Origin of the sequence: Methylocystis sp., assembly GCF_046349115.1 — a bacterium.
Classification (GTDB): Bacteria; Pseudomonadota; Alphaproteobacteria; order Rhizobiales; family Beijerinckiaceae; genus Methylocystis.
The window spans coordinates 195,771-221,900 of sequence record NZ_JAXMCX010000003.1 but is presented as its reverse complement, the minus strand read 5'-3'; the positions used below and the strand labels follow the sequence as shown (position 1 = coordinate 221,900).

The following is a 26,130-nucleotide window of genomic DNA, read 5'->3' as shown; positions in this document are numbered from 1 at the left end:
CGCAATGCCCGTGATTCACAGCTGGCTTGCGGGCTGCATGTGTGGCCAAATGCACGGCGTGACGTTGCGACAGAAAATGAGCGATGCCGAAATCGACGCCGCGGTGGCGAGCGATCCCGATTGGGCGGAATTTGAGTCGATCGACTGGCGCAAGGCGGAAGTCGTCGTTCCACCTAAGAAACAGGCGATTTCGATCCGCCTCGATCAAGACCTGATCGACTATTTCAAAGCGCAGGGTCCCGGCTATCAGCGGCGCATCAACGCCGTCCTGCGCAGCTATGTGCAGCAACGCAAGACCGGCTGAACACGCTCAGTCCGACAGGACCCGCAGAGGCGCGCTGAAGTCCGGCAGCGTGTCAAAATTCAGCGGGCCGCTGAAGGTCAATCGCACGGCCGTCGGCTCCAGCGGCTTGAAATGACGGTCCATGACGCCGACGCTGCAGACCGCGTTGGGCGCGACGCCGCTGACGCAAGCCGAATAAAGCGGGTCGGTGGGCAGTAGCGAGCCGTAACCATAGGTGATTTGATCGGACCGAGCGTTGAAGACGTTGAACGCATCGAGCTGCAGGCGCCAGCCATCCGTCCAGCGATAGCCAAGCCTGGCGCTCAATGTGCCGGTCACCGGCGACTGGAGATAGCCGTCCTCGGTCAGCGGGCGAGAACCGATGTAGCGATATTTCAGCGCGCCGAACCAACCTGTGGCCTCGCCGATTTCGAGCCCGCCCAGCGCGGTAATCGCGACGGCGTTTTGCAGATAATTTCCCGGCGCGTTCCCAAGGAACGTTCCATAGGGCAGCGCGTCGGGCGACACGAGGTCGACGAAGGCAAGCGCCTGGAATTGATCCACGCCGCGATACCGCGCATGCACCACGGCCACGTCGCCGTCGAAGCTGATCCAAGACGTCGGTCGATAATGATTAGCGAATTCGATGCCGTAGCGGCGGCTCGGGCGGCCGAAAATCGTGGTGCCGCTGTCGCCCTGGAACTGATTCTCGGAATCGAGGTTGAGCCAGAAGAAGCTGACGCTCGAATCCAGTCCCTCGATAAATTTGGTGCGCCAACCAATCTCCGCGCCGCGTGACTTCACCAGAAGCGGAATAGGCGCCACTGGAAGGAAAGTATCGGAGTCCGAAAGGTCCGCAGCCGAGAAGCGCTGAACGGCGCCTCGCGCGTCGGTGGAATGGAAGCCTTCTCCATAGTTGAAATAGAATTCCGTCTTTTGGAAAGGTCCCACGATAATGGAGGCCTTGGGGCTGAAGAGCGAGGCGTCCTTGGAGGCGCTGTTGAAAGGTCCCGTCCAAAGGAAGGCGGGCAGTCCCGCGCTGGTCGCGACGACCGGCGCGCCAAGGAGGGTCTGCAGCGAATTGACGCTGGCGTTGTAATAGTCGAAACGGCCGCCCGTCACTGTGCGCAGCCAGGGCGTCCATTGCACGGATGTGTCGGTCCAAACGCTGACGCTGCCTTCGCCGGCCGCATCGTTGCGCACCGCGTCGTAGGGCGTGCGACGGAAACTGTCCTGGAGCCCGAGGCGAATATCGTCGTAACGACTCTGGAAGCCGATGCGGGTCTGAACCGGAAGCCCAAAACTATTCCATTTGATGGCGTGCTCGGCATTGACGCCGGTCATGGTGCGGCGATCGAACTGTCGGAACTGGTCGCCGAGAGTTTGATTGGCGAGGAAGTAGGTGAAGTTGTTGTAGAGATCGAGCGTCGAATGCATGACATATAGTTCGACGCGCGAAGAGTGACTGCCTTCCGTCTGGCTCCAACGTCCGGAGAGGGAGAAGCGGGTGGTGTCGCCGCCGTCGGTGGGGTCGAGCGTCCCCCAGAGCGACTTCAGTCCAGTATAAACCGCGCGCTCCGGAATCTGGTCGGTCGAATACCATTTGTTGGCGTAACCCATGAATGTCACGGCGGCGCCGTCGAGTTGCGTGCCGCGCGCCCATCGCAGCACACTGTTGATGCGGTGGAGATTGTCGCCGCGCTCCCATGGTCCGTTGTAATATTGCGCCTCGACGGCGCCGTAGGCCGAGCCGCCGCCGAAATCCTGGTAGGGCACGACGGCGAGCGCCCGCCCATAGGCGAAGCTTCCGCCGGTGAACTGGTAAAAGCCTTTATCGATCTTGTCCTTATATTGCATGTAGATCGAGCCGGCGGAGGAGAAGTCCCCGTCCTGCGCGTCATAGGGCCCTTTGCGAGCCAGAACGTAAGAGAGAAGTTCGGGGATGAGGAAATTCGCGTCCGCATAGCCCTGTCCATGGCCATGGGTGCGCATATTGAGCGGCATGCCGTCGAGATAGAGCGCGAGGTCGGTGCCGTGATCCAGGTTGAAGCCGCGCAGAAAATACTGGTTGGCCTTGCCGTCGCCGCTGTGCTGCGTGACCACGAGACCCGGCACGATTTCCAGCGCCTCGCCCGGCTGTTTGAACGGAAGCGCGTTGACCTCCTTGCCGGTGAAGAATTTCTCGCTCGACGCGGTGATTGGCGGCGGTTGCGGCCCCGACGGCTCAGCTGGGGGACGACTGACAGCGGCGACGATGGGCGACGGACGCCGCGCCGAACTGATGATGCGCGTCCCCGATGGCGTATGCACATGCGGAACGCTCACGGTGCGCCGCTGACCGCCAACGTCGATTTTTGGCAGGGAAATCGTGTGCGCGAAAGTTTCGGTCGCTACGAGAACCAGGCCGACGACGGAGGATACGGATGTCGCGAGGCGGCGGCGGTTCATTCGTGGGGTCCCCGTGCATGCGCGCTATTGTGATTTATTTGAAAAATTGTCTTACGCGACGCGCCGGGTCAATCGGCTCGAAACAATTTGGCGCAAGCGTTGCCGATTTGCCACACAGCTAGCTGGAATGATGCGCGTGACGACCAGTCGGATGGCGATCGACAGGCGGGCCTTCGCGCTGCTCGACCTCCGCCGGCACGACGACGAGCTGTCCGTAGCGCACGCCGCGCTCGCCGATGACATGGCCGGCGAAATGTTCGACGTCCGACTTCTGGCCCTTGAGCAGCGACACTTCGAGACAGGTGGCTTCGTCCATATGCACATGCAGCGTCGCGATCGACATGTCGGCGTGAGAATGATGATCGGTCATCAATCTCTTCGACAGCTGTCGCGTCTCATGGTCGTAAACATAGACGAGCGCCGCGACGCAGGAGCGGGCGCCGTCGTCGGATTCGGGGGTCTTGAGCAGACCGGCGCGAACGAGGTCGCGCACCGCTTCGGAACGGTTCCGATGGCCGCCCGCCTCCATATATTGATCGAGCGCGCTCATCAGTTCTTCGTCGATCGTGATCGTTACGCGCTGCATAAGTGGGTTCCGCCTCTTAGCGCCTGCGCCGGTCGTTAACCGGCTCCATGCCGCAACTGCGAGTGTATCGCCAAGCCGCGTGAGCCGCCATAGGGGCGCGACAGCAGACGCCCGCGACGCAGGCGGTCGAGCATGCGCTTGCAGCTTGGCGAATTAGTCTCGCCGCGCGCGCTGCGCCGACGACCCGCTGGTTGAAGAGATGCAGTTCTTCGAAGGGTATGTCGTGCGCCGGTTCTTCGAACCAGACGATCTCCTTCGTCGTCGCGTGCAGTGAATTGAAATATTGGTCCGCCCGCTTGGCGCCGATGCGGCTGGCGCAAGATGCGCGTCGCGCGCTCGCAGATCGAACAGACGAAGCGTCGCCGCTGCAAGAGCGCGAACCACTGCGCGCGGATGCGCAGAGATTGGCGTGGCGCATGTGCGTCATTCGCACGACGCCGCGCCTCATCGGCGCGGCGGATTTCCTGCATCGAACCGGCGGGGCTGAAAACCCCGCCGCCCAAATTCACGAATGATAGTGATGGTGGTGGTGATGATGATGATGGTGGTGATGGACCACTCTGGTCGCGGGAGCCGGCGCGGGGCTGACAGGCGCGGCGGGGGCATTCCCGGTCACCTTGTTCAACACGCCGGTTACCGCCGCGCCCGCCTCGGCCCCTGCGCGATTCACCCCGGCGCCAAGCGCGGTAATCGGGTCTTCGGCTTTGGCCGATTGAGAAATGACGGCGGAGCCCAGCATCAGGCCAAATACCAACCCAACCTTCTTTAGGCGCATCATGAGAACCTCCCTATTCCTCTCTCTTTGAAAGGGACCTCATCATTAATTCGCAGCGCCGCCCGAGCCAATGCCCTGCGTCCGCGACGACCGGGCTTTTTCGCGCCGTGGGCGGCCCAAAACGCCGTCGCCCGTCTGCATGCCCCGCATGATCGGCGCAAGCTCCAAGCGCGATATTCTGTCGCAATCTGTTGATTTATATGGCGGTCCAGAAGGGATTCGAACCCCTGACCTTCGGTTTAGGAATTTGGTGGTTATGATGTTCTGACGATTTCCACGAATTTCGTGTCGTCGCTAAGCAACTAATTTACTTGGCTCTAAACGTTGCTTTTGATTTCTGGTAAGCGATGGCGTTTTCTTTTTCCTGCTTACCGGCTGCTTACTGGAGCCGAAAATTAGCGGGGCGGGACTTGCCAAGCGGCCGGATCACTAAGCGAGCGGTTGACGCGCTGAAATGCCCAGGCGGGCGTGATCGCGATTTCCTGTGGGATGATGGGCTCGCCGGGTTCGGCGTCGCCGCTTTTCCCAGCGGGAAGAAGGTCTATGTCGCGCAATTCCGCAAGGACGGGCGCTCGCGTCGCATCACCATAGGCGAGCATGGTCGGGTGACGCCGGACGAGGCGCGTTCGCAGGCCAAGGTCATCCTCGGGGCTGTAGAAAAAGGCGCGGACCCGATCGCCGATCGCCGAGTTGCACGGGAGATTCGGACTTTTCGTGACGTGACCGAAGAGTTCATGCGCCTGCGCGTCGCCGCCAAGCGCAAGCCTCGAACCGGAGAGACCTATGACGGGTTGCTGCGCAATCACATATTGCCTGCGATTGGGCGTAAACGCGTCGTAGACGTGCGTCGCGGCGACGTGGCGAGGCTCCACGCCCGCCTGTCCGACGCTCCTGGAGCGGCCAATCGCGCCGTCGCCGTCATATCGGCCATCTGGAATTGGGCCGCTCGCCGGGACGAAGTGGCGCTCGCCGAGAATCCAGCCAATGGGATCGAGCGCTATCCCGAGCAAGCCAACGAGCGGTTTCTGACGAGCGCGGAGCTTTCCCGTCTTGGCGACGCCCTGCGAGACGGCGAGACGATTGGCCTACCTTGGGCTGTTGACGAAAATGGGCTGAGCGCCAAGCATTTGGCAAAGCCCGATAAGCGCCGCGTCAAACTCGATTCTTTCGCCGTCGCCGCGATCCGGCTCTTGATCCTCACCGGCGCCCGCCTGCGGGAAATTCTCGACGCGCAATGGTCGCAAGTCGATATGGAGCGCGGCGTGATTTTCCTCGCGGACAGCAGGAGGGGCAAGAAGCCAATCTACCTTTCCGCCGCCGCGCAAGCCGTTTTGGCGTCGCTTCCATGCATCGAAGGCAATCCGCACATCATCGCCGGCGCCAAGTAAGGCGCGCCGCGCGCGGACCTCAAGAAGCCTTGGGCGGCCGTGAAGCGCGCCGCCGGCCTTGACGGCGTCCGGCTGCATGATCTTCGCCACAGCTTCGCGTCATTCGGCGCGGGTGCGTCGCTTGGACTTCCAATCATCGGAAAGTTGCTCGGGCATTCGCAGGCCGCGACGACGCACCGCTACGCGCATCTCGATGCCGACCCGCTGCGCCGCGCCGTGGACACCATCGGCGCGACGATTAGCGCGGCGATGGATAGGGGAAACCAAAAAAACGTCACGCCACTCAAGAAGGTTGAGCAGTAATCTGAACGTGCGGGGATAGGGCGACGGCCCGACAAGTTGGCAATGCATCGCCCAATGTCCCCGCGCTCATTTCGATGCGCACGAGATGCAGGCGAATGAATAAGGACGATTTGCCGGAGGTTAGGATTCCCCTCTACCGCGTGGGTGAATGGATTGCGACAGAGGGTGGCTCACGCGATCTTGGCCCTGAGTTGATCACCTTCGAAAACAAAAATGTTCCCGATTACCGATTTTCTTCGAGATCATTCCCTGTTCACGCCCGCGCATGGGATAAAGCGCTTCCCCACCTCTTGAACGCCATACATACCCGCAGGCTGTGCGTCGAAGGCCAGTGCGATGGCGACGAGCGCGGTCGATTTGTGACGATCAAGCCGGGGGAATTTAGTGACAAGGCGTGCAATCCCTTTCGCTTTATAGAGACAGAACTGCAGGTGATGTTTGAAGAGCGCCGCCCGCCTCGCCAGTTATATTTATGCTCCGACGACAGGGCGACGATCAGTGCTGGTCAGCAAGATTATTGGGGGGACATTCGCGCTTGCTCGCGAGATGAGGCACTGAATTTATGGCCCGCGTCGAATGTGGCCGCGCCAACTGCATTTATTGCGCTTGCTGAGGCGTGGGAGAAATTTTGCGAAGTTGAGGCAACCAACATTGCCGACTCGGACAAGTTGGACCCTCATATTGAGAAATTTCGCGACGCCATCGCCGCGCCTTTGAGCAACGCAACCTGTCGCAACACGGATGGCAGATTAAAGTTTCGTCTATATCGAGGGCGAGATGCCTCGCGCACTGCAGGTCGGGAGCTGTGATCTACGAATGCCGGGCATCGCGGGCAGCGTGAGCCCGGAACGGACGCCGGACGGTTGGCCTAAACCTCCTGCAACGCAGGGGCCGCAGCCGTAGGCGGAACACTCGCTTCAGGCGGCGCAATGAGACCAAGCAATCGCAACCGGTGCAGCTCGATCCTCGACGGGTTCCGTGCCTTGGCGAGCTCCACCTGGATGTCTCTGATCAGCCCTGCCTTCAGTTCGGGATTCTGAGCGAGATAGGGCGGCACCTTGCGGTCGTAACCGAAATTGATCATCTCGAATCCGAATTCGTCCTTCTTCCCGATGAACGCGGGAATCTCATGGACGTTCTCCACGACGATGGTCATGTGTCCCATGATCACGATCTTCGCCTTCGTTTCGCGCTTCGCCTCGATCATGCGCTGGATGTTGCGTATGACCTTGTCGAACCGCGAGCCGACGTTGACGATCTCGTGAATCTTCTTGGTTGCCGCATTCAGTGAGAAGGAGATGATGCTGCAACTCAGCGCGACCTTCCGCGCCATCTCCTCGCTCAGCGCAGTCCCATTGGTGAGGATCGTCATCTTGGCGCCATGGCCCGCCCAGTGGTCGATGAACCGCTTCGCCGACTTGAGGACCAGGGGCTCTCCTCCAAGCAAGGTGACGATGGGCCTGGACTTCGGGATCTCGACGTTTTCCAGGATGATTTCTTCGGTGAGCTCGATTCGACTGTCGTGATTCTGGGAACACATGATGCAGCGGATGTTGCACTTCTCACCGAAGCTGAACATCACCCGCTTCAGGTCCTGGTCGTAGTCGTGCTCCAGCGCCGGCTCTACGGTGCTTACCTGCCAGAGGTTGCAGGTCTTCATGCATCCAAGCGTTCCATCGATCTCCTGCTGACGAAATTCCTTCAATTTGTCGCCGTTGTAGATGGCTTTCAGGCTCGTCCGATAGATATTGCCGACGACCCCCGGCTGCAGGTGGCAACAGGGAAACACGTCGCCATTGTCCTTGATGTACAAGCTGTCATGGACCCAGGCGCAACGCTTTCGTTCGGTCATGGGACACTCCGGGAAAAGGATCTAGGGGCCTTCCTGTCGGAAACTCGAACGGCTATCATACGTCGGCCTGGGCGAACGGCAATTCGTCACTGGTTGCGGCGCACGTAACCAATATATTTGCGGCTCGTTGTAACGGCTTTGAGCGCCTCGTCAGGTCCTAGCTGTTTGATCCCAGGATTTGGTGGCGCAATCTTTTCCAGCGATTGGAAGGATGCGCTATGGGCCAGATTCTGCTCGGGAGCGCCCGCACGACAGAGGCGGTGCGTCGAGCGATACAGCATAGGCTTCAGAGAGAAGCTCGGCGATGTGAACGTTTACCGGGAGACGGTCCGCTAGAGCATAAGCCGAATGGAAAAAGGGCGGCTACGTCGGCGCGGCAAGCTTGCCGGAACCCGTCAGGCGGGGCAGATTACCTCGAAGCATCGACCCATCTGGCGGCTGCCGGCTAAAGCAAGCAGACCGAAAAACGAGGGGAGCATCGACATGCGGGCGACCATCAAGTTAGGCGACACCGGGGATGACGTGAAACGAATTCAACGGGTCTTCGCCCGCGACAAGGTGTTGGGACCGGACGATGTCGACGGAGTCTTCGGACCGCGGACGGAACAGGCCGTGAAGGATTTCCAACAATCGAACGGGTTGACGGTGGACGGCATCGTCGGTCCGATCACTTGGAGCCACGTGCACCCATACCGCGAGGCATCGCCGACGCTCCAGGCCGGTTCTACCGGACCGGTGGTGGCCAAGCTACAAGGCGTGCTCAAGACTGGCTTTGGTTACTCCGGCGCGATCGATGGCATCTTCGGCCCGGTTACCGAGGCCGTCGTCCGTCAGTATCAAACCAACTCCGGGCTGCCAGTCACCGGGATCATGGACGAGCGGACCTGGCTGGCTCCCGCAGGCGCCGCGGGCGCAACGCTCGAGAGCCTCTCCGGCCTAATCCTTTAAACGCCGCTCAACGCCTGGCCAATCGCCAGCGCTCGCAAATAGTGAAAGCCAATGCATAATTCGCGACGCCAATTTGGCCCGCCGATGCGACCGCGCCCAAAACCGCTTACCGCCGACACAGGGTCGCTGCTATAGGAAGGCAAGGTCATGGCGTAGACGTTTTAGCTCGCATTTCTTGCTGCGAGCCGGAGGCTCGCGGTCCAAAGCGTCCGAAGTCAGATCGCCGCTTCGTTGAGCACCGGCGGCGCGCGGCCGAATGTCGCGGCGCGGAAGGTCATGAGCTGCACATTCGCGTCGGGGATCATCCAGACATCGAGCGCCTGCCCCTCTGTTATCGTCACTATGAGATCGACAAAATGCGCCCGGTCGACATCGCCTATCGGAATCTGCGCCTCCCGAAACGGCGTCTCGGTAAGAACGCGCAGACTTCCCTGCGAACCGCCATAGGCTTTTGCCGTAAGGGAAAGACTGACGAGGCATTGCGCGCCGGGCGACTGGCCGAAGTGAAAAGTCATGAAGCCGCGATCGGATGCAGGCGTGTCTCGCGCGATCGCCCAGATGATGTAGTCATAGGCGGCATAATATCCCGCGGCGGAGGAAGCATAGAGCCAGGCTTCAGGCGACGGCTGGTAGGGCTTGCGCGCGGTCAGCCGGTAAAGCGGCGCGCCGAAGATCGTTTCGTCGATCGTGACGACGCGCGACAGGCGCTCGATCCGCGAGAGTCGCGTGACCGGCCGGTCGAGTTCGAAGCTCAGCACTTTGCACGCGTCGAAATCCGCGACGTGATGACTCCATTGTCGGGTTTCGGCGAGCTTGTCCTGTTCGTCGGCCAATGAATTGGGGTTGGGAAGAGCCATCTTCGTCTCCTCTAGCGCTTTAACCGGCATTCGCCGGATAGGCGCTGGATCGGGTGCAACTTTCCCCGAATTTGACGCGTTCGACAAGACCGCTCGGTCGCGAAGACCGCCATCGATGCGGAGGATTGCAACTGCCGATCTCGGCCGGCCTTCCGACCAGAAAAATCGCAAAATTGGCTGTCATTCGGACGCGCCTCTCCCGTCGTTTGGCTCGAGCTCATCGAACGCGAACGCGCTATGCCGGTGACGCCAAGGGCGGCGGCCCCGCCCGGTCCGCCGCCGTTCTCTGCGATGAACTCGACGCACTGGCCATGATGGGTCCGACTAATCTTCAGGCACCTTGCTGGCGCAAACACGCTTCTGCACTTCCGGCAACCGGCCACACAGCGCGTCTAATCGCTCATTGTAGGCGCGCCTGGCAGCTCTAGATCGTTGCTCCGCGTCAGACGTTGATTGGCACGATGCAACCATGATGCTTAAGAGGCATAGCAGGGGCAATTTCGAAATCAGGCTTTTACGACATTCGATCATTCCGGCTTGACCTTTTTTAGCCTCACGCCCGGCCCCTCGCCGTTGCTCTCGACAAAAATCACGCCCGCCTTTTCGAGGGCTTTGCGGATGGCCGAGATTGACTCGCTTGAGATTGCAACGTCGCGCTCGCTCTCCGCTCTCTTGATCGTCGGCACGCTCAGCCCTGTCGCCTCGGCGATGTCGGCCTGTGAAACGCGAACTAATTGTCTGGCTGCACGAATTTGTGCTGCGGTTATCGTCAAGGCAATTGACACCTTAGTATCATTCAGTCATTGATACGTTCGTATCACAAGCCGCTCGCTAGAGCAAACCCCGCCGAAACCGCCGTTTCGGCGAACGCCCTCGGCTTGTCCAAAGGAGAAGCGCCGATGTCCGCTGCTTATGATCGCGCCGCCATCATGAGAGCCGCGCATTTCACCGCCCGCAGGCGTGTTCAGAGCGTCGGCGGCTCCTATCGGGAATGGTTCGCCAAGGCGCTCGCTTCGGAATGGAAGAACGCAAAGGCGGCGTGCTCGCGCGATGAAAGCAATATCGGGCTTCCGGTCCGTTCCTGCTTTGCCGACGTGCCGCGTTTCCCGCTGCGCCGCCTCTACACCACGCATTCCGGCCGCATCGCCGGATCGTTTGCGGCCTGATCTTCAAAAGGACCGCCGACAACGCAGCCGGGAGAGACATGCGACTGGCTCCCCCGAACCGACCACACGAAAATGAGGAATTCGCATCATGGCCGATCAACAACATACGCCATCGCGCGGGCTATGCTCGCTGGCCTTGCCGCCGCGCCTGTCGCGGGGTTTCCCGGTGTCGCGGAAGCGATCGTCTCGCCCGCCGACGAAGAAAAGCTCACGACCGCAGAGGACTTCGCTGCGGCTGAATTTGAACCGTGGCCGGCCGATCTTCTGGCGGAATGAGCGCCGCCCGATAATGAAAAATGGGAGGAGCTATCGCTTCAGACCGTCCCGACGATTCGATGCGCTTGGCTAATGCTGGGTAAGCCGAACGAAAAAAAATAATCGCAATGCTACGCGACATTCACGAGAAAAGCGGCTGCGAGATGCTCGACAACTTCCAGGCGGCGATCGATTTTCACAAGCAGGCGGCAAGAATTCTTGAAGCGGCTGAGCGCCGCGTTCTTGTCGCGGGATCGTTCCTTGAAGTGAACGAGTGGGAGGCGCAGTCGTGAGCAAGGGACCCGAGAGCGACACGAGTGCGCTCGCTCACAGTCATTATCGATGTTCTGTTCCATTCTGGTTTCAGAAACCGCTCCTAAAGCGAGCGGAGAAGGGAGATCGAAATGAGTGATGGCAAATATCGACGAGAGGTCGATTCTCGGACCTTCGAAACAATTCGAAAGTATGTACAAGTTGCGAGCGAGGAAGATATCGCCGAACTGCAGGGGAATTTGGCGCGCCAGGCCGAGCTGATGCGCCGCCACGGCGACGACGAAAGCGCTGCATTTTGGCAGGCCTTGGCTGATCGCATCGCCGATGCGGCTGGCGGATTGGATCAGCGGGCGAGCGGAACTCTTCCAAGTAAAGACGCTGCGTAAAACAATCGCAAGCGGCTGAGCACGGCAGGCTGACGCCCCGACGCCGGATGTAAGCGCGGGGCGTTTTGTCCTGGAGATGCGCCACCCCCCTGGCTCGCGCACAGATTTTGGATTATCAAGCGATTAAGAAAAGGCAAGCAACTGGATGTTGAGATTGTGCGGTAACCTTTGATGAAACTCATGGCGATGGATGCGCTTAGGTCGTTTTTGTGCGCTCTGGCTCTCACCGTGCTGGATGTTCCGGTCCATGCAGCGGGCGGACCGGCGAATCTTAACTTGACGTGCAGCGGCAATAGTTACAGTCACGATAATCCTTTTCCAACGCCGGAAACGGTTTCTTTGAGTGTTTCCGGCCCTAACGGCGTCTCCATCCTTCTTGGGGGGTCGGGTTCCGGCAAACCTGAAGCAGCGCGCGTCCTTTCGAATAATGAGATTCAGCTGAAATTCGCCGCCGGCCTATTCACCGGCGAGTATTTCCATCTCACACGCGATCTCTTCCTCATTCACAAAGACGGGCGTTTGACGAAGCTTACCTGCAGCCCGAACTGACTGGCGCAAGTCTGAACGAGATGCGCCTGCCCGCAGGCCTGTCGGCGTTAAGACAAGCATATGCTTGAGAACGCCCCGACCGTGGATGTAAGCGTGGGGCGTCTTTTGTGCTCAGCGAGAGGGGCCTTCGTTTCTTTTTCACTTGCAAGCGAGTGAACGATTAACGACGGCACAAGGATTGATCCAAACTATTTGGCTCGTCGCTCTTGCCCTAATTCGGAGCAAGTTTGCGTCAAACCAGCGCATCACGGAGTCCAGCAGAGATCATCATGAGCAATTCTGAAAAAAATAAATCGGAGTTCGATCCGGTAGTTGCGCGTAGAACGCTGCTACGCAATGTCCTCGCGATGGGCGCCGTCGCGGCGACCGCGGTTATAGCAAAGTTGACGCCTGCTACGGCGCAAGTGCGGCTACCGCCAGTGCGCGGCGACGGCGACGGTCAATCCTTCCTGAAAGGCGTCAACCCTCAAGCATTGGTTTGCGCATTATTCGTGCGGCCGTTGCATACGACGAAAAACTCGCCCAACTACAGAGTCGTCAAGCGGGTTTTGGATTTGGCGATTGCAACGCTCGGCGTTGTCGCTTGCGCTCCGCTGTTCATCCTTACCAGCCTGCTCATATTCGTCAGCATGGGGTCCCCGATCATTGTCTCAGAGCGGCGAGTCGGACGCGGGGGGCGCACGATAAACGTTTACAAATTCAAGACGAGGCGCAATCCGGTCGACAGTGAGGGCCGCCAGCTTTCGCTGCGCGAACGTAGCACTCACGTCGGACGCGCGCTCCGCGCCAGACGACTCGACGAACTTCCGCTGCTCTTTAGCGTCATTAAGGGCGACATGGCGATCGTCGGTCCAAGGCTCCTTCCGACCGTCGATCAGCCTGCGGAACCGTCGCTGCGGCTTGCGGCGCGGGCGTTCGGCTGAAAAAAGGCCCGCGGCTGTGAAGACGCGGGCGAGTCCTGCCTGTCAGTCGACAGGCGTTAGGCGAGAATATCCGACGGTCGCTTAATCGCAAGCCCAGCGCTCGCCGGGCCTCATGCAAAAAACCCGTCGACATTGAAGCCGACGGGGCGCCTGGTTGTCGATGCTAAAAACGATATCTTTATACCATGTTAGAATACAGATTGTCCATCCCTCTCCGCGCCGAGCGCCGTGCAGGCGAGCGACCCAGCGTCCACTAGATTTGAGCATTTGGACGATGCCGCTGATCACGCGGCGGTCATCGACCCGCGCCTTGCTCCGAGTATCGGTCGGAAGATGAGGCGCGATCTGCGAAAACTGCACATCCGTCGGCCAGAATTGATGGAGAATCATCGGCGCCTCCTTTCGGAACGCCGTGAATCACAACTGCATGCTCGCGCCAGTGGGTTTATTGGTCCAGACCCTAAGTCAACGTTGGTGCCTCTTCAGGCCCAAGTGTTTTGATCAAAAACCCATGGGGGGACAAGGAGTGAGATAGATATGCTCAAGCTTGCCACCGGCGTGGGCGCGGCTTTGATCGCGCTTGCGTCAACATCGATCGCAGACCCGTTACCGGCCAACCGACATGCCGCCTGGGCTAACGCCGGCATTCCCGGCGGCGTTCCAGCTCGATCGACAATTTGCGCGACCTTTTCGCCGGGCGCGACGGCCGCCCAGATCAATAGCGCCATTTCGTCCTGCAGCAATGGCGTCGTCTATCTGAACGCCGGCACATATAGCGCAGCCTCGCTCGGCGGAGCGATCCTGCTCAAGAAGAGCAACGTGACGCTGCGTGGCGCTGGCGCCAACAAGACGATCCTGACCGGCGGCAATATCGTCAATTTCGGCAACGGCAACGCTATCGCGCTCGGCACGCCAATCACCGGCGCGACAAAGGGCGCCACGAAGTTCACCGCGGCCAATACCGCACATCTCGCCGTCGGCACCATGATCGAGATCGATCGCGACGACGACCCCGCTCTGGTTGTCGTGCCGAGTCCAAGTATCACGAGGAACATTACGCAGGTCAACGTCATTACCGATGTCACCGGGTCGACAATCACGGTGCGCAATCCGATGAACTATGATTTTTCGGCAGGCAATCCGAAGATCAAATTCTACTACTCCGGCATTACTCAAAGGAGCGGTCTCGAAAATGTCAAACTCGATCACGCGGGCTTCAGCGGCGCGGGCGTCCAACTCTGGTATTGCGACAGCTGCTGGATCAAGGGCGTCGAATCGACGACATCCACCGGCTACCACATTGTAATGTTGGGCACGGTCAATTCCGAGCTGCGCGACTCCTTCATCCATGACGGCGGTTCGGGTCCCAATAACAGCGGTTTCAATTCTTACGGAAACTATCAATATGGCGCGAATAGCAGCGCCAAAATCGAGAACAACATCTTCAACAAGGACTTTCCCGCGATCGAACTGAACCAGAGTAGCAGCGGCTTTGTCATCAGCTATAATTATTCGTACGGAACGCCGGCGCAAAACGGGAGCGGTCTTGTCACCTGGACCTTCGACGACGGTCACGCGCCATTCAATATAATGAACCTTTACGAAGGCAATGTCGGCGAAATGTTCGGCGCCGACAATTACTACGGCGGCTCTGGCTACGGGACCGCGCTGCGCAATTATTTTACGGGCTTCAACCCAAACTACGGGGTAAGCAATGAAGCCGTCTGGCTTGATCGGCTGGCCTATAATTACAGCTTGATCGGCAATGTCGTCGGGTCCGCAAACCAGAAGCCGACCGCCTATCTTGGCTGCGGGGTCTCGGCGATCTATCGCCTCGGCTATCCGAATTTGGGCAATTGCCTGAAGACAGCATGGGACAACTACACGCCGACTGGCGGATATCCGGACGCCAAAGTTGCATCGACGCTGCTGCGCTGGGGCAATTACGACTATTTCACCAAATCGACGCGCTTCGTTACCACTGAAGTCCCCTCCGGCGTCGCCGTGCCGGCGGATCAAGTCGTTCCGGCCTCTTACGCCTACACGGCGAAACCGACCTGGTGGCCCGCCGCAACCGCCTGGCCGCCAATCGGTCCTGACGTGACAGGCGGCGCTGGCGACGCATCCGGCCACGTCAACAAGATTCCGGCCCAAACCTGCTGGGAGAACGCCAATCTGAAAGCTGGCGGCGCCTTCGACGCGGCGAACTGCTATGTAGTGGCCGCCACGCAGCCGTCGCAGCTCTTGCTGGCGCCATCAATTACTGGCGCGTTTAGCGCGTCGGGACTCGTCGGGACGGCTTTCAGCTACGCCATCGCCGCCACCAACAATCCGACTCGCTACGACGCGACCACCTTGCCTAACGGCCTTGCGCTAAATACGGGCACGGGGGCAATCACGGGCACGCCGACGACGGCAGGGACCTACGACGTCACGATTACCGCGACCAATGGCAGGGGTTCGGGGTCCGCGACGCTCGTCATCACCATCGGCGCGGCGGGCGCGGCGGTCGCGGGCGCAACGGACTCGCCGAAATCCCTATTCTCGACGAGCGACGCCCCCGCAACTGTAACGGTAAACGATCCATCGCCCGTAGAACTCGGCGTCCGCTTCACGAGCGCCTCGGAGGGCAGGATCGTTGGCATGCGATTCTACAAGGGGCCTCTAAACACCGGCGTGCACACGGCGAATCTTTGGGATGCGTCAGGAAGGTTGCTGGCGACCGCGACATTTCTCGGTGAGACCGCAAGCGGATGGCAGACGGTGAGCTTTGCGGCGCCGATCACGATTGCCGCGAACACGATCTACGTGGTTTCGTACCACAGCGATGGCTATTACTCGGCGAATGAAGGCTTCTTCGAGTCGGGCTACGCCAACGCGCCACTAACCGCGCCGGGTGGCGGCAACGGCGTCTACGCCTACGGCGCCGGCTCCAGTTTCCCGTCGAGCAGCTACAATTCCACAAACTACTGGGTCGACGTGCTGTACTCGCACCCTCCTTACGTCTCGCAAAATCGCCGAGCGCAGCATTCACGGCAGGTGATCAAATATCAGCCGCGGACTGTCGACCGCAAGGGGAATGCCACGCGCCGGGGCAGCACGGGCCGCCAGTGAATCTTTAGTGCTTCCGACTATCGAATGGCGCTCAAGGACGACTAGGCGCACTCACCGATGATACAGCGTGTAAGGTTTACCAAGAGAACGCCCGGCATCAAAAAATCGGCTCGCCTTGTTGCTTAATGTCGCCGGCCTGAAATTTCGTTTTCTGCTTACCGGGCGCTTACCGAAAGTCGTAGGTTCGCTACAGCTAATGGAATCATCATAAAAGTGCTTGATTTAATTGGCGGTCCCGAAGGGATTCGAACCCCTGACCTTCGGTTTAGGAAACCGCTGCTCTATCCTGCTGAGCTACGGGACCGTATGAGCCGGCTTTTATCATATGGCCGGCGTTTGAAAAATTCCCCGTGTCCTCGGCGGTCAAATCGGGCTTTCCGCCGCGCTCCACCGCCGCCGCGCGATGGGCCGCTCCTCCCGTTCGAGCGCTCGGCGAAAGATTTCGTCGGAGTTACGATACTGCGGCGTCCAGCCGATCGCCCTGCAGATTTAATCCTTCGCGGCGACGATTCGCCGCCGGATCGCCCTCTCGGCGCGGCGCGATGTCATCAAACCGAGGTTTGAAGCGCCCCACTTTCGCTTATCGCAGGACGGGCTTGCCGCCTCAGCGCGCAGGGGTTGGATCGTCCTCGAACTCTATCTCTTCGACGAGGTGAGCCTGAAGCTGCTCGTGATCCGGCTTCTGATCCCAACAGAATGGCGATTTATAGTAAAGCGCGATGTCGTGAAAAGGGTCGGTCACGATCTTGACGGCCCAAACGGCCGCGGTCGTCGAGTCTTGCTGGATGACAAGCTGGACGATGCGGAACAGGAACCCGCCGGCTCCGACGGCGAACCAGACATATCCGACATGGTGGATGATCCCGGCAGTGTCGGCAGCCGGCTTGACCCAGCCCAGCAAAGTGGGATCGATCCACAAAACCAGGGGCGAGAGGGCCCAAACGGCGAGCAGAACTCGCTTGCGATGCAGATTGTAGCCGACCTTGATGCTTTCCTTATATTCCTGCGACGCGTGATTGATTTCGTCATAGCCTCTCGGCTCGAAGAAGAAATGTCCCGACTGTCGCGAGACCATCGACACGAGCCATGCGACCAAGGCCGCCTGCGCCGGGTCTCTGAACAGGATCGCATAGCAGTAAAGAAAGCTGATCGCGCTGACGAAATGCAGCGATTGGTTGATCCGGCTGTGGTGGTAGTAACGATGGTCGTCCCATCGTTGCGCCCTGAGAGAGGAAAAAAAGCCACCCATGCGGAACCTATGGCGTTTGGCCGTCTATCGACATCCTTTCTCTTTTTGCGTGAAATGAACGTGACAGTTTTTCGTAACAATTTTGTATTTGTTGAGCGCCTGTCATCCGAGACCGAATTGGCGCCGGCCGCTCTTCAATCGGACAAACGCATCAGGGGTTCGCCGACGCGAATCCGAGCGCCGGTCTCGACCCCCGAGCACAAGGAAAACCCTTTGGGAGCAAAGGCGATGATGGTCGAACCATGCTCGAACCACCCCATCTGCTGGCCTTTGGCCAAGCTCGCGTCGCATTCAAAGACGTCTGGCCCGTCATGAGCGACGCCGAGCGTCATATCGAGAAAATCGAAACGCATGGAGGCGACGAGCACCGCCGCGACGGGCGCAAGCGTGATCGGATGGCCCGTCGCCGCGAGTTTGCCGCGAATCACCGCCCGCTCATTCTTGCAGAACAGCTTCTTCACGCGCCTCAAGGCGATCGGATTGACGTTCCATACATCGCCGGAGATGTAAGTGACGCGGTCGATGCGGCAGTCATGCGGAGCGTGGAAGCGATGATACATGCTCGACGTCAGCCGCAATGTGGCATAGCAGCCGTCGCGGTGGGCCTCGACAAGCTCCGGATCGTGCAGAAGTTCGCCGATGTCGTAAGGCGAGCCTTTGATCTGCAAGACTTCGCTGCCCTTGATGCGCCCGCAGGCGCCGACAATGGCGTCGCAGGGACTGGCCAATATCTCCGGCCTCATGTCGATCGGCCGCGCGCCGTCGCGTAATTCGCGCACAAAACAATCATGCAGACTGCGAAATTCCTGCTGCTTCGCGTCGCTCAAATCGAGATCGGCGAACAAGCGCCAAACGCCGATCGAAACGTCGCGCACCAACGGGCGTTCGATCTTGCTGAACCAGCCCATGAACCGCGTCAGCGCATAGCGTGGAATGCGGTTGGTGAGCAGGAAGTTGATGTCTTCCTGCTCCACGAAACGCGACAGCTGGCGCCCGATATTCACGGAGCGGTCAACTATGATCGTTAGGCATCCGATTTATGACAATTGAAATTCCGCTGGTTCTTTACGGGCTCGGGGTCGTGGCGCTGGTAGCCGCTATCGTTGCGCTCAAACGCCGGCTCGATCTTTCGCGCGCCAAACATCGCTCGCTCGCCGGCCATGCGCGCCTGGCGCGTCGCCTGGCGTCTTTCCTGCCGTTTTATGAGTATGACGAGGCCCGCTTTTTCTGCTGCGACGGCGCGCCTCCAGAAATCGCCGCGCGACGACGCGAAGGATTCATGCGTCTTGCCGGAATTTTTCGCGACCGCTTTCCGGCGACGAACCAGTTGAGCGCGCAAGCCGCCGAAAGCGTGTCGGATTTGCAATTCACCGAACGTTACCGCACGCCGTTCCAATTCAGCCGATATGTCGCGCGGCATTTGCCGTCCGGCGCCTTCATGCGCGCCTCGTCAGGCGTCGCGCTGACCGATCTCGATGGAAATGTGTTTTACGACCTTGCCGCTTCTTACGGCGTCAATGTATTCGGCAATGATTTTTACAAGGAGACGATCGCCGAAGGCGTCGAGGAGGCGCGGGAGCTCGGGCCGGCGCTTGGCCCCTATCATGCCGCAGTCGCCGACAATGCGCGGATGCTGAAAGAGATCTCAGGGCACGACGAAGTGTCGTTCCATATGTCCGGCACCGAAGCGGTGATGCAGGCGGTTCGGCTGGCGCGCTACCATAGGCGCCGCTCTAGTCTGGTTCGTTTCTGCGGCGCCTATCACGGTTGGTGGGGCGATGTGCAGCCCGGCATCGGCAATCCTTCGTCGGCGGATGAAACGCTCACCTTGAGCGAAATGTCGCCGGCGACGCTTCACGTGTTGCGGACCCGACGCGACATCGCCTGCGTTCTCGTCAATCCTTTGCAGGCTCTCGCGCCAAACGCGCCGGCGCCGTCGGATTCGTCGCTCATCGATAGCGCTCGCGCGGCGCATTTCGATAAAGCGGCCTATGCGCAATGGCTAAAGGAGTTGCGCGCCATTTGCTCGGATCGCGGCATTGCGCTCATCTTCGATGAAGTGCTCGTCGGCTTTCGCCTGGCGCGCGGCGGCGCGCAAGAATATTTCGGCGTTAAGGCCGATCTCGTCACTTACGGCAAGACGCTCGGCGGCGGCCTGCCGATCGGCGTCGTCTGCGGCCGAAAAGATTTGATGCGGCGCTATCGCGACGATCGCCCCGCCGACATCTGTTTCGCTCGCGGCACCTTCAATTCTCATCCTTATGTGATGTGCGCGATGCGACGCTTCTTGCAGCGACTTGATACGCCCGCTTGCCGCGACCTTTATCATGATCTCGACGCCGTCTGGGACGAGCGCGCGCGGCGCCTCAACGCGCGCTTCGAAATGGAAGCGCTGCCGCTACGGGTCGCCAATATGTCGACCATATGGATGATCTGTTATACGCAACCCTCGCGCTATAATTGGATGCTTCAATATTATCTGCGCGCTGAAGGCCTTGCCTTGCCTTGGACCGGAACGGGACGTCTGATCTTCAGCCTTAATTACGCCGAAAGCGATTTTGCGGCTGTGGCGGAACGCTTCGTGGCCGCGGCGAAAGCGATGCGCGACGACGGTTGGTGGCATATCGCGCCCGGCGTGACGAACAAGGCGATTCGCCGCGGCGTTTTCAAGGAAATGATTGCGCATCGGCTGTTCGGCTGACGCGCGAACGCTCAAACGCCGCCGCGCGCCATCAGGCGCTTTTCCCATTCGAGCGCCTGACGGACGATTTCGTCGAGATCATCATGTTGCGGCGTCCAGCCGAGCGTGCGGCGGATGCGTTCGTTCGCGGCGACGATCGCGGCTGGGTCGCCCGGCCGGCGCGGCGCGAGTTCGACCTCGAAATCGACGCCCGAAACCCGCTTCACCGATTCGATCACTTCGAGAACCGAATAGCCGCGCTCATAACCGCAATTCGCGGTGAGATTGGCGCCGCCGGCGCGCAGATAGCGCAAGGCGTCGAGATGCGCGCGCGAAAGATCGGAGACCTGAATATAATCGCGCACGCATGTGCCGTCCGGCGTCGGATAATCTTCGCCGAAGACCTGCAGCTTCTGGCGCAGGCCGAGCGCCGCCTGCACGGCGACCTTGATGAGATGGGTGGCGTTCGGCGTCGACTGTCCCGATCGTCCCTTGGGATCGGCGCCGGCGACGTTGAAATAGCGCAGCGCGACATAGGCGAGGCCATGGGCGCGGGCGGTATCCTCCAGCATCCATTCGACCATCAGCTTCGATCGCCCATAGGGCGACACCGGCTTTAGGGGCTCGTCCTCGGTCACCGGATTTTGCAACGGCTCGCCATAGACGGCGGCCGTCGACGAAAAGATGAAGCGCTTGACGCCGCAGGCGACCGAGGTGGCGAGCAGCGTGCGCGCCTTCGCGGTATTGTTGAGATAATAGAGAAGCGGATCGGCGACGGATTCCGGCACGACGATCTTCGCGGCGAAGTGAATGATCTCGTCGACGCCATGACGCTCGATCAATTGGGCGACGAGTGTTTCGTCGCCGAAATCGCCGACGACAAGCGGCGCCCCGTCGGGAACCGACCAGCGAAAGCCGGTCGAAAGATCATCGAGCACGATGGGCGCGGATTCGCCGGCGTCAAGCAGTTCGAGAACCGTGTGGCTGCCGATATAGCCTGCGCCGCCCGTCACCAAAACCGTCATGCCGGAAACCTTCCTTTGTTTTCTTGCGCCTAACCCAGTTCGCCGCGCCGCGGCAAGAGTTGGCCTGCGACATTGGCGGCAGATTCTATGAACGGGCGAAACCGTGCTACACGCCTCGGCGTCGTCGCTAACCCTCTCGCTATCCTAACGGGACACTTCATGAGCAAGCGCATTCGCAAGGCTGTTTTCCCCGTCGCCGGACTCGGCACGCGCTTTCTGCCCGCCACCAAGGCCGTGCCGAAGGAAATGCTGACCGTCGTTGATCGACCGGTCGTGCAGCATGTCGTCGACGAGGCGCGAGAGGCTGGAATCGAACATTTCGTTTTCGTCACCGGACGCGGCAAGGGAACGATCGAAGATCACTTCGACATGGCCTATGAGCTTGAGGATACGCTGCGTCGCCGCAACAAGTCGAAGGAATATGAAGCTCTGATGTCGGACCTGCCGGCCGCCGGCGCGACGAGCTTCACCCGCCAGCAGGCGCCGCTCGGCCTCGGCCACGCCATATGGTGCGCGCGCGAGATTATCGGCGACGAGCCTTTCGCGGTGCTGCTGCCCGACATGATCACGCTTCCGGCGAAGGGCAAAACCCAGCGCTGTCTCGCCGAGGTGGTCGCGGCCTATGAAAAGCATGGCGGCAATATCATCGCGGTCGAGGAGGTGAAGCCGGAGGAGACGCATCAATACGGCATTGTCGCCTGCGGCAAGGATTACGGCTCGACCTTCGAGATCACTGGCATGGTCGAGAAACCGCCGCAAGGCACGGCGCCCAGCAATTTCATCATCTCCGGCCGCTATGTCCTCGAGCCGGAAATTTTCGCACTGCTCGAAAGGCATGAGAAAGGCGCCGGCGGCGAAATCCAGCTTACCGACGCCATGATCCATCTGGCGAAAACGAGCCCCTTCCATGCCGTGCGCTTCGATGGACGCACCTATGACACGGGCTCCAAGCTCGGATTTCTCGCGGCCAATGTCGCTTTCGGGCTGGCGCGGCCGGACGTCGCCGACGGACTGCGCGCCGAATTGAAAAAATTGCTCGATTAACGTGCCATTTCAAACTTCCGCCCCGTCTTTTGCAGGCGCGAAGGTCCGGCGCCCGGAACTCTGGTTTGACGCAGGCGTGCGCGCCTTATTAAAGATTGATGACAGTTTTGAGATCGGCGCGCGGCCGCGCCTGATTGAAATCAAGCAAGGGATTGAATGCTGATGCCGCAACAAGGCGCCGCGCGCCGAATCGTGATTACCGGAATGGGCGCGGTGTCCGCCGCCGGCGTCGGCGCGGAGACGCTGTGGCGCGCGGCGCGCGACGGCGTATCCTGCGTGCGGCCGGTGAAATTGCCGCGCCCGTTCAACGGACGAATCAAAATCGCGGCGCAAGTCCCGGATTTCGATCCCGCGAATTATATCGCAGCTGAACTGCTGCCCTATTGCGATCCCTTCACGCAATATTCGATCGTCGCCGCCGACGAGGCGCTGGCGCAGGCCGGGTTCGAGGGCAAAGAGGTCGGCGGGCCGCGAACGGCGGTGATCATCGGCACCGGCATCGGCGGCGCCACCACCATCGATAACAACGCCTATCAGGAATATAAGATCGAGACCCGGCCGGATACGTTGACCGTGCCGCGTCTCATCCCGAGCGCCGCGCCGACGACTCTCGGCATGCGTTACGGCGCCAAGGGGCCGACCTTCGCGCTCGCCTCGGCCTGTTCCTCCGCCGCCCAGGCGATCGGCGAAGCCTTTGAAATGCTGCGCGCCCGCCGCGCCGACCGGGCGATCGCCGGCGGCGCCGAAGCCTGCGTGACCAGCGGTGCGATTCGCTCCTGGGAGGCGCTGCGCGTGCTCACGCCCGATCTTTGCCGCCCGTTCTCGCAAAAGCGCAACGGCATGACTCTCGGCGAGGGCGCCGCCGTCTTCATCCTGGAGACGCTGGAAGCGGCGCAGGCGCGCGGCGCGACGCCGCTCTGCGAACTTGCGGGCTATGGCACGACGAGCGACGCGTTCGATCCGCTGCGCGCCGATGTCGAAGGCCCGTCGCGCTGCATGCGGCTGGCGCTCGAAAGCGCTGGCCTTGAGCCCGGCGACGTCGATTATCTCAGCGCCCATGGCACGGCGACCTACGCCAATGACATCACCGAATCGCAGGCGATGCGCGCCGTCTTCGGCGACAGGCCGCCGCCGGTGTCGTCGACGAAGCCCGTGCATGGCCATGCGCTCGGCGCCAGCGGCGGGCTCGAACTGGCGATCACGATTTGCGCGCTGCGCGATCAGATCGCGCCGCCGACGATCAATTTTATCGAGCCGGACCCGAAATGCGAGGTCGACGCCATTCCCAATGTCGCGCGCGACATGCCGATTCGCGTCGCGCTCTCGAATTCCTTCGCTTTTGGCGGCATCAATGCGACGCTCGCCGTGCGGGCGATGTGACTTGAACGGCCAATGCCCTAGAATCGCGCTGGATTTTCGAGACGACAGCCATGGCCGGCGACGGCGAAAAGCGGAAGGGCGCCCAAAAAGGGGCGGATTCTGGCCCGAAACCTAAAGACGCGTCGAAGAAGCAGGCGGCGCTCGCCGCCGCCTTGCGCGCCAATCTCGCCCGCCGCAAGGCGCGCGAGCGCGCGCTGCAGGATGCGGCGCAAGCCGAGCGAAAGCGCTCGGAAACCGACAGCGAGGGGTGATGGACAAAATCAAGATCGTCGGCGGCGGCCGGCTCAATGGCGTCATCCCCATCTCCGGGGCGAAGAACGCCGCCTTGCCGTTGATGATCGCGTCGCTACTGACCCGCGAAACTTTGACGCTCGCCAATATGCCGCTGCTCGCCGATGTGACGCTCCTTGAGCGCATTCTCGGCAATCATGGCGTCGATTACGCCATCGCCGGCAAGCGCGCCGGCGATTCCGTCGACGCGAGCCGCATCGTGCATCTTACCGCCCGCGACATCGTCGACACCACCGCCCCCTATGAGCTGGTGTCGCGGATGCGCGCCAGCTTCTGGGTGCTCGCGCCGCTTCTCGCCCGATGCGGGGAGGCGCGGGTGTCGCTGCCCGGCGGCTGCGCCATCGGCACGCGGCCCGTCGATCTACTTCTCATGTCGCTGGAAAAGCTCGGTGCGAAAATCGACATCGAGAACGGCTATGTCGTCGCCACCGCGAAGAACGGCCTCATCGGCGCCGAGATCGACTTTCCCAAGGTCACCGTCGGCGGCACCCATACCGCGCTGATGGCGGCGTCTCTGGCGCGCGGGACCACCGTGCTGCACAACGCCGCACGGGAGCCTGAGGTCATCGATCTCGCCGATTGTCTCGTCAAAATGGGGGCGCGAATCAAGGGCGCCGGCCAATCGACGATCGAGATCGAGGGCGTTGGTTCGCTCTATGGCGCGAGACATGCGGTCATGCCCGACCGCATTGAAGCCGGCACTTACGCCATGGCGGTGGCGATGACCGGCGGCGACGTTCTTCTCGCCGGCGCGCGCGCCGATCTTTTGCAAGCCGCGCTCGACGCGCTTGAAGCGGCCGGCGCCAGCGTCAGCGAGACGAATGAAGGGCTGCGCGTGGCGCGCAACGGCGCCGGCATTTCGCCGGTCAGCGTCGAGACCGCGCCGTTCCCGGCCTTTCCAACCGATCTGCAGGCGCAGTTCATGGCGCTGATGACCCGCGCCAAGGGCGTCTCGCGCATCACCGAGACGATTTTCGAAAACCGCTTCATGCATGTGCAGGAGCTTGCGCGGCTTGGCGCGCATATCAAGCTTGAAGGCGATACGGCGATCGTGACCGGCGCCGATCATCTCGAAGGCGCGCAGGTGATGGCGACGGATCTGCGCGCGTCGGTCTCTCTCGTTATCGCGGCGCTCGCGGCGCACGGCGAGACGACGATCAACCGCGTCTATCATCTCGATCGTGGCTTCGAACGGCTGGAGAAGAAACTGCGCGGCTGCGGGGCCGATATCGAGCGAATCACCGCGGCGGGGTGAGCGAGCGGCGGCGCGGATGGTCAATCCGCCGGCGATTGGGCTCGAGACGATCCAGAAAACATCGTCGCGATCCACTCAGTTGAGGGAAATTGCGCGCAGAGCGTGAGAAAGGCGATCGCCAGCGGGACCCCGATGAAGGCGCCTGGAACGCCCCATAGGAAGGTCCAGAGCACGACGGCGAAAGTCACGACCGATGGCGAAATCGCCAGCGCCGAGCCGGAAATGAGCGGCTCGAGATAGCTGCCAATGACAAATTGAATCACAGCGAGAGCAACAAACACGACCATTGCGGTTTGCCATGAATCAAATTGAACAAGAGCGAACAGCGCCGGCAAAACGGTAACGACCAACGGTCCGATGTAGGGAAGATAGTTCAGCGCGAACGCCAGGATCGCCCAGGCGGCCGCAAGCTCCAGTCCCATGAGCAGCGCGAATCCGCCGACTACGACGCCTGTCGCAACGCTCGCAATAGTGCGCACGTACATATATTTGCGGAATTTTATCGCGATCGACTGGCTTGCCGTCAACAAGCGAACGCTTGTTTCCTGGTCTTTCAATTGCGCAATGTGATCTTGAAATTCTTCTGTTTCGGCAAGGCCCATGACCAAGAAGATGAAGACCAGAAGCGAAAAGCCGACAAGCACATTGACCCTCGACGCGATTGTTTTGAGAACGCCTACCACCCAGGCGGCGTTGAAATTTTCGGTGACATGCGACATCACGAATATGTCGTGACTCTCGAGCCACGTCGTGGAGTTGCGGAATGTCGCGCCGATCTTCAAAAGATTCCGGCGGGTCCAGTCGGCGATCTCGCCGCCGCCCCATACGACCATCGACGTGAGCGCCATAACGACGCCAAGCGTGGCGACGACAGTGATCAGCAGCGCCAAGGCCTTCGGCAGTCTTGACTGAAGCGCTGTTTGGAGCGGCCATATCAAGGCGATGATGAATATCGCAAAAATCACCGGCTCGATGACGACCTGGGCCATGGAAGACGCCGCGAGCACAACGAAAGTTATGACGAGCGCGGCCATAATGGTCACGACTTTGTTGTCCATGTCGCACCCGTTGACGCCAGACTTCTAGCTGCCTGTGATTCT

At 60.5% G+C, this 26,130-nt stretch carries 26 protein-coding genes, 1 tRNA gene and 2 pseudogenes; 17 read left to right on the top strand and 12 right to left on the bottom strand.

Annotated elements, in window-relative coordinates:
- Window positions 1-76 precede the first annotated feature (76 nt).
- Entirely contained in the window at window positions 77-304 is a 228-nt protein-coding gene (locus U1E20_RS10575; protein WP_409980564.1) for a BrnA antitoxin family protein, read from the top strand.
- 6 nt (window positions 305-310) lie between these two features.
- Here the strand turns inward: U1E20_RS10575 and U1E20_RS10570 are convergent, their stop codons facing one another.
- The 3 genes from U1E20_RS10570 to U1E20_RS10560 all read right to left on the bottom strand — a co-directional run bounded on the left by U1E20_RS10570 (window position 311) and on the right by U1E20_RS10560 (window position 4,095).
- Complete coding sequence (locus U1E20_RS10570) at window positions 311-2,731, bottom strand: TonB-dependent receptor (protein WP_409980563.1); 2,421 nt, start codon at window positions 2,729-2,731, stop codon at window positions 311-313.
- A gap of 118 nt (window positions 2,732-2,849) precedes the next feature.
- On the bottom strand, window positions 2,850-3,317 hold the full coding sequence (gene nikR / locus U1E20_RS10565; protein WP_409980562.1) for a nickel-responsive transcriptional regulator NikR: 468 nt from the start codon (window positions 3,315-3,317) through the stop codon (window positions 2,850-2,852).
- A gap of 505 nt (window positions 3,318-3,822) precedes the next feature.
- A complete protein-coding gene (locus U1E20_RS10560; protein WP_409980561.1) occupies window positions 3,823-4,095 on the bottom strand; it encodes a hypothetical protein in 273 nt (90 codons plus the stop codon).
- A 407-nt stretch (window positions 4,096-4,502) separates the two neighbouring features.
- Here U1E20_RS10560 and U1E20_RS10555 point away from each other — a divergent pair, with 407 nt between their 5' ends.
- The 3 genes and pseudogenes from U1E20_RS10555 to U1E20_RS10545 all read left to right on the top strand — a co-directional run bounded on the left by U1E20_RS10555 (window position 4,503) and on the right by U1E20_RS10545 (window position 6,592).
- The gene (locus U1E20_RS10555) at window positions 4,503-5,480 is read left to right on the top strand and encodes a tyrosine-type recombinase/integrase (protein WP_409980560.1); all 978 of its coding nucleotides are present in this window, start codon (window positions 4,503-4,505) and stop codon (window positions 5,478-5,480) included.
- A 27-nt stretch (window positions 5,481-5,507) separates the two neighbouring features.
- Window positions 5,508-5,783, top strand: a pseudogene (locus U1E20_RS10550) (tyrosine-type recombinase/integrase); the annotation flags it as partial.
- A 95-nt stretch (window positions 5,784-5,878) separates the two neighbouring features.
- Window positions 5,879-6,592 carry a hypothetical protein gene (locus U1E20_RS10545; RefSeq protein WP_409980559.1) on the top strand — a complete coding sequence of 238 codons (714 nt, stop codon included), beginning with the start codon at window positions 5,879-5,881 and terminating at the stop codon, window positions 6,590-6,592.
- 59 nt (window positions 6,593-6,651) lie between these two features.
- Here U1E20_RS10545 and U1E20_RS10540 read toward each other — a convergent pair whose 3' ends face one another.
- Window positions 6,652-7,635 carry a radical SAM protein gene (locus U1E20_RS10540; RefSeq protein WP_409980558.1) on the bottom strand — a complete coding sequence of 328 codons (984 nt, stop codon included), beginning with the start codon at window positions 7,633-7,635 and terminating at the stop codon, window positions 6,652-6,654.
- Window positions 7,636-7,983: 348 nt separating this feature from the next.
- On the opposite strand from U1E20_RS10540, the gene U1E20_RS10535 reads away from it, so the two are divergent.
- The gene (locus U1E20_RS10535) at window positions 7,984-8,583 is read left to right on the top strand and encodes a peptidoglycan-binding domain-containing protein (protein WP_409980557.1); all 600 of its coding nucleotides are present in this window, start codon (window positions 7,984-7,986) and stop codon (window positions 8,581-8,583) included.
- Between the two features lie 215 nt (window positions 8,584-8,798).
- On the opposite strand, the gene U1E20_RS10530 is transcribed toward U1E20_RS10535, so the two are convergent.
- Together U1E20_RS10530 and U1E20_RS10525 are read right to left on the bottom strand one after the other, a co-directional pair.
- On the bottom strand, window positions 8,799-9,440 hold the full coding sequence (locus U1E20_RS10530) for a hypothetical protein (protein ID WP_409980556.1): 642 nt from the start codon (window positions 9,438-9,440) through the stop codon (window positions 8,799-8,801).
- Between the two features lie 527 nt (window positions 9,441-9,967).
- Window positions 9,968-10,213: a helix-turn-helix domain-containing protein gene (locus U1E20_RS10525; protein WP_409980555.1), complete on the bottom strand. Its 246-nt coding sequence runs from the start codon at window positions 10,211-10,213 to the stop codon at window positions 9,968-9,970.
- A 126-nt stretch (window positions 10,214-10,339) separates the two neighbouring features.
- On the opposite strand from U1E20_RS10525, the gene U1E20_RS10520 reads away from it, so the two are divergent.
- The 6 genes from U1E20_RS10520 to U1E20_RS10495 all read left to right on the top strand — a co-directional run bounded on the left by U1E20_RS10520 (window position 10,340) and on the right by U1E20_RS10495 (window position 12,992).
- Window positions 10,340-10,606, top strand: a complete 267-nt coding sequence (locus U1E20_RS10520; protein WP_409980554.1) for a hypothetical protein — start codon at window positions 10,340-10,342, stop codon at window positions 10,604-10,606.
- A gap of 123 nt (window positions 10,607-10,729) precedes the next feature.
- Window positions 10,730-10,882, top strand: a complete 153-nt coding sequence (locus U1E20_RS10515) for a hypothetical protein (protein ID WP_409980553.1) — start codon at window positions 10,730-10,732, stop codon at window positions 10,880-10,882.
- 107 nt (window positions 10,883-10,989) lie between these two features.
- Complete coding sequence (locus U1E20_RS10510) at window positions 10,990-11,154, top strand: hypothetical protein (protein ID WP_409980552.1); 165 nt, start codon at window positions 10,990-10,992, stop codon at window positions 11,152-11,154.
- A 111-nt stretch (window positions 11,155-11,265) separates the two neighbouring features.
- Window positions 11,266-11,520, top strand: a complete 255-nt coding sequence (locus U1E20_RS10505) for a hypothetical protein (protein ID WP_409980551.1) — start codon at window positions 11,266-11,268, stop codon at window positions 11,518-11,520.
- 171 nt (window positions 11,521-11,691) lie between these two features.
- Window positions 11,692-12,069 (top strand): hypothetical protein, encoded by a 378-nt coding sequence (locus U1E20_RS10500; protein ID WP_409980550.1) that lies wholly within the window; start codon window positions 11,692-11,694, stop codon window positions 12,067-12,069.
- A 269-nt stretch (window positions 12,070-12,338) separates the two neighbouring features.
- Window positions 12,339-12,992, top strand: a complete 654-nt coding sequence (locus U1E20_RS10495) for a sugar transferase (protein WP_409980549.1) — start codon at window positions 12,339-12,341, stop codon at window positions 12,990-12,992.
- Between the two features lie 243 nt (window positions 12,993-13,235).
- Here U1E20_RS10495 and U1E20_RS10490 read toward each other — a convergent pair.
- A pseudogene (locus U1E20_RS10490) lies at window positions 13,236-13,382 on the bottom strand (IS5/IS1182 family transposase); the annotation flags it as partial.
- Between the two features lie 147 nt (window positions 13,383-13,529).
- Between U1E20_RS10490 and U1E20_RS10485 the strand changes: the two are divergent.
- The gene (locus U1E20_RS10485) at window positions 13,530-16,106 is read left to right on the top strand and encodes a DUF4082 domain-containing protein (protein ID WP_409980548.1); all 2,577 of its coding nucleotides are present in this window, start codon (window positions 13,530-13,532) and stop codon (window positions 16,104-16,106) included.
- 227 nt (window positions 16,107-16,333) lie between these two features.
- Here U1E20_RS10485 and U1E20_RS10480 read toward each other — a convergent pair.
- From U1E20_RS10480 to asd, 3 genes are all read right to left on the bottom strand, one after another.
- Window positions 16,334-16,410: transfer RNA gene (locus U1E20_RS10480), tRNA-Arg, on the bottom strand.
- A gap of 300 nt (window positions 16,411-16,710) precedes the next feature.
- Window positions 16,711-17,355 carry a hypothetical protein gene (locus U1E20_RS10475; protein ID WP_409980547.1) on the bottom strand — a complete coding sequence of 215 codons (645 nt, stop codon included), beginning with the start codon at window positions 17,353-17,355 and terminating at the stop codon, window positions 16,711-16,713.
- A 134-nt stretch (window positions 17,356-17,489) separates the two neighbouring features.
- Window positions 17,490-18,359 carry an archaetidylserine decarboxylase gene (gene asd / locus U1E20_RS10470; protein ID WP_409980546.1) on the bottom strand — a complete coding sequence of 290 codons (870 nt, stop codon included), beginning with the start codon at window positions 18,357-18,359 and terminating at the stop codon, window positions 17,490-17,492.
- A gap of 41 nt (window positions 18,360-18,400) precedes the next feature.
- On the opposite strand from asd, the gene U1E20_RS10465 reads away from it, so the two are divergent.
- The gene (locus U1E20_RS10465; protein WP_409980812.1) at window positions 18,401-20,056 is read left to right on the top strand and encodes an aminotransferase class III-fold pyridoxal phosphate-dependent enzyme; all 1,656 of its coding nucleotides are present in this window, start codon (window positions 18,401-18,403) and stop codon (window positions 20,054-20,056) included.
- Window positions 20,057-20,067: 11 nt separating this feature from the next.
- Here U1E20_RS10465 and galE read toward each other — a convergent pair whose 3' ends face one another.
- On the bottom strand, window positions 20,068-21,060 hold the full coding sequence (galE, locus tag U1E20_RS10460; RefSeq protein ID WP_409980545.1) for a UDP-glucose 4-epimerase GalE: 993 nt from the start codon (window positions 21,058-21,060) through the stop codon (window positions 20,068-20,070).
- Window positions 21,061-21,219: 159 nt separating this feature from the next.
- On the opposite strand from galE, the gene galU reads away from it, so the two are divergent.
- The 4 genes from galU to murA all read left to right on the top strand — a co-directional run bounded on the left by galU (window position 21,220) and on the right by murA (window position 25,030).
- Window positions 21,220-22,104 carry a UTP--glucose-1-phosphate uridylyltransferase GalU gene (gene galU, locus U1E20_RS10455; RefSeq protein WP_409980544.1) on the top strand — a complete coding sequence of 295 codons (885 nt, stop codon included), beginning with the start codon at window positions 21,220-21,222 and terminating at the stop codon, window positions 22,102-22,104.
- A gap of 162 nt (window positions 22,105-22,266) precedes the next feature.
- A complete protein-coding gene (locus U1E20_RS10450) occupies window positions 22,267-23,484 on the top strand; it encodes a beta-ketoacyl-[acyl-carrier-protein] synthase family protein (protein ID WP_409980811.1) in 1,218 nt (405 codons plus the stop codon).
- Between the two features lie 50 nt (window positions 23,485-23,534).
- Window positions 23,535-23,735 carry a hypothetical protein gene (locus tag U1E20_RS10445; RefSeq protein WP_409980543.1) on the top strand — a complete coding sequence of 67 codons (201 nt, stop codon included), beginning with the start codon at window positions 23,535-23,537 and terminating at the stop codon, window positions 23,733-23,735.
- Window positions 23,735-25,030: a UDP-N-acetylglucosamine 1-carboxyvinyltransferase gene (murA, locus tag U1E20_RS10440; protein ID WP_409980542.1), complete on the top strand. Its 1,296-nt coding sequence runs from the start codon at window positions 23,735-23,737 to the stop codon at window positions 25,028-25,030. Before U1E20_RS10445 ends, murA begins: the two co-directional genes overlap by 1 nt.
- A 20-nt stretch (window positions 25,031-25,050) precedes the next feature.
- Here murA and U1E20_RS10435 read toward each other — a convergent pair whose 3' ends face one another.
- Window positions 25,051-26,088 carry an AI-2E family transporter gene (locus U1E20_RS10435; protein ID WP_409980541.1) on the bottom strand — a complete coding sequence of 346 codons (1,038 nt, stop codon included), beginning with the start codon at window positions 26,086-26,088 and terminating at the stop codon, window positions 25,051-25,053.
- Window positions 26,089-26,130 lie beyond the last annotated feature (42 nt).

Coding starts and splice junctions, on each gene's coding strand:
- U1E20_RS10505 (WP_409980551.1), top strand. CDS start 11,266: ATGAGTGATGGCAAATATCGACGAGAGGTCGATTCTCGGACCTTCGAA.
- U1E20_RS10485 (WP_409980548.1), top strand. CDS start 13,530: ATGCTCAAGCTTGCCACCGGCGTGGGCGCGGCTTTGATCGCGCTTGCG.
- U1E20_RS10530 (WP_409980556.1), bottom strand. CDS start 9,440: ATGGCTCTTCCCAACCCCAATTCATTGGCCGACGAACAGGACAAGCTC.
- U1E20_RS10475 (WP_409980547.1), bottom strand. CDS start 17,355: ATGGGTGGCTTTTTTTCCTCTCTCAGGGCGCAACGATGGGACGACCAT.
- nikR (WP_409980562.1), bottom strand. CDS start 3,317: ATGCAGCGCGTAACGATCACGATCGACGAAGAACTGATGAGCGCGCTC.
- U1E20_RS10495 (WP_409980549.1), top strand. CDS start 12,339: ATGAGCAATTCTGAAAAAAATAAATCGGAGTTCGATCCGGTAGTTGCG.
- U1E20_RS10560 (WP_409980561.1), bottom strand. CDS start 4,095: ATGATGCGCCTAAAGAAGGTTGGGTTGGTATTTGGCCTGATGCTGGGC.
- murA (WP_409980542.1), top strand. CDS start 23,735: ATGGACAAAATCAAGATCGTCGGCGGCGGCCGGCTCAATGGCGTCATC.
- U1E20_RS10575 (WP_409980564.1), top strand. CDS start 77: ATGAGCGATGCCGAAATCGACGCCGCGGTGGCGAGCGATCCCGATTGG.
- U1E20_RS10545 (WP_409980559.1), top strand. CDS start 5,879: ATGAATAAGGACGATTTGCCGGAGGTTAGGATTCCCCTCTACCGCGTG.
- galU (WP_409980544.1), top strand. CDS start 21,220: ATGAGCAAGCGCATTCGCAAGGCTGTTTTCCCCGTCGCCGGACTCGGC.
- U1E20_RS10435 (WP_409980541.1), bottom strand. CDS start 26,088: ATGGACAACAAAGTCGTGACCATTATGGCCGCGCTCGTCATAACTTTC.
- U1E20_RS10515 (WP_409980553.1), top strand. CDS start 10,730: ATGCTCGCTGGCCTTGCCGCCGCGCCTGTCGCGGGGTTTCCCGGTGTC.
- galE (WP_409980545.1), bottom strand. CDS start 21,060: ATGACGGTTTTGGTGACGGGCGGCGCAGGCTATATCGGCAGCCACACG.
- U1E20_RS10510 (WP_409980552.1), top strand. CDS start 10,990: ATGCTACGCGACATTCACGAGAAAAGCGGCTGCGAGATGCTCGACAAC.
- U1E20_RS10535 (WP_409980557.1), top strand. CDS start 7,984: ATGGAAAAAGGGCGGCTACGTCGGCGCGGCAAGCTTGCCGGAACCCGT.
- U1E20_RS10520 (WP_409980554.1), top strand. CDS start 10,340: ATGTCCGCTGCTTATGATCGCGCCGCCATCATGAGAGCCGCGCATTTC.
- U1E20_RS10570 (WP_409980563.1), bottom strand. CDS start 2,731: ATGAACCGCCGCCGCCTCGCGACATCCGTATCCTCCGTCGTCGGCCTG.
- U1E20_RS10450 (WP_409980811.1), top strand. CDS start 22,267: ATGCCGCAACAAGGCGCCGCGCGCCGAATCGTGATTACCGGAATGGGC.
- U1E20_RS10500 (WP_409980550.1), top strand. CDS start 11,692: ATGAAACTCATGGCGATGGATGCGCTTAGGTCGTTTTTGTGCGCTCTG.
- U1E20_RS10445 (WP_409980543.1), top strand. CDS start 23,535: ATGGCCGGCGACGGCGAAAAGCGGAAGGGCGCCCAAAAAGGGGCGGAT.
- U1E20_RS10540 (WP_409980558.1), bottom strand. CDS start 7,635: ATGACCGAACGAAAGCGTTGCGCCTGGGTCCATGACAGCTTGTACATC.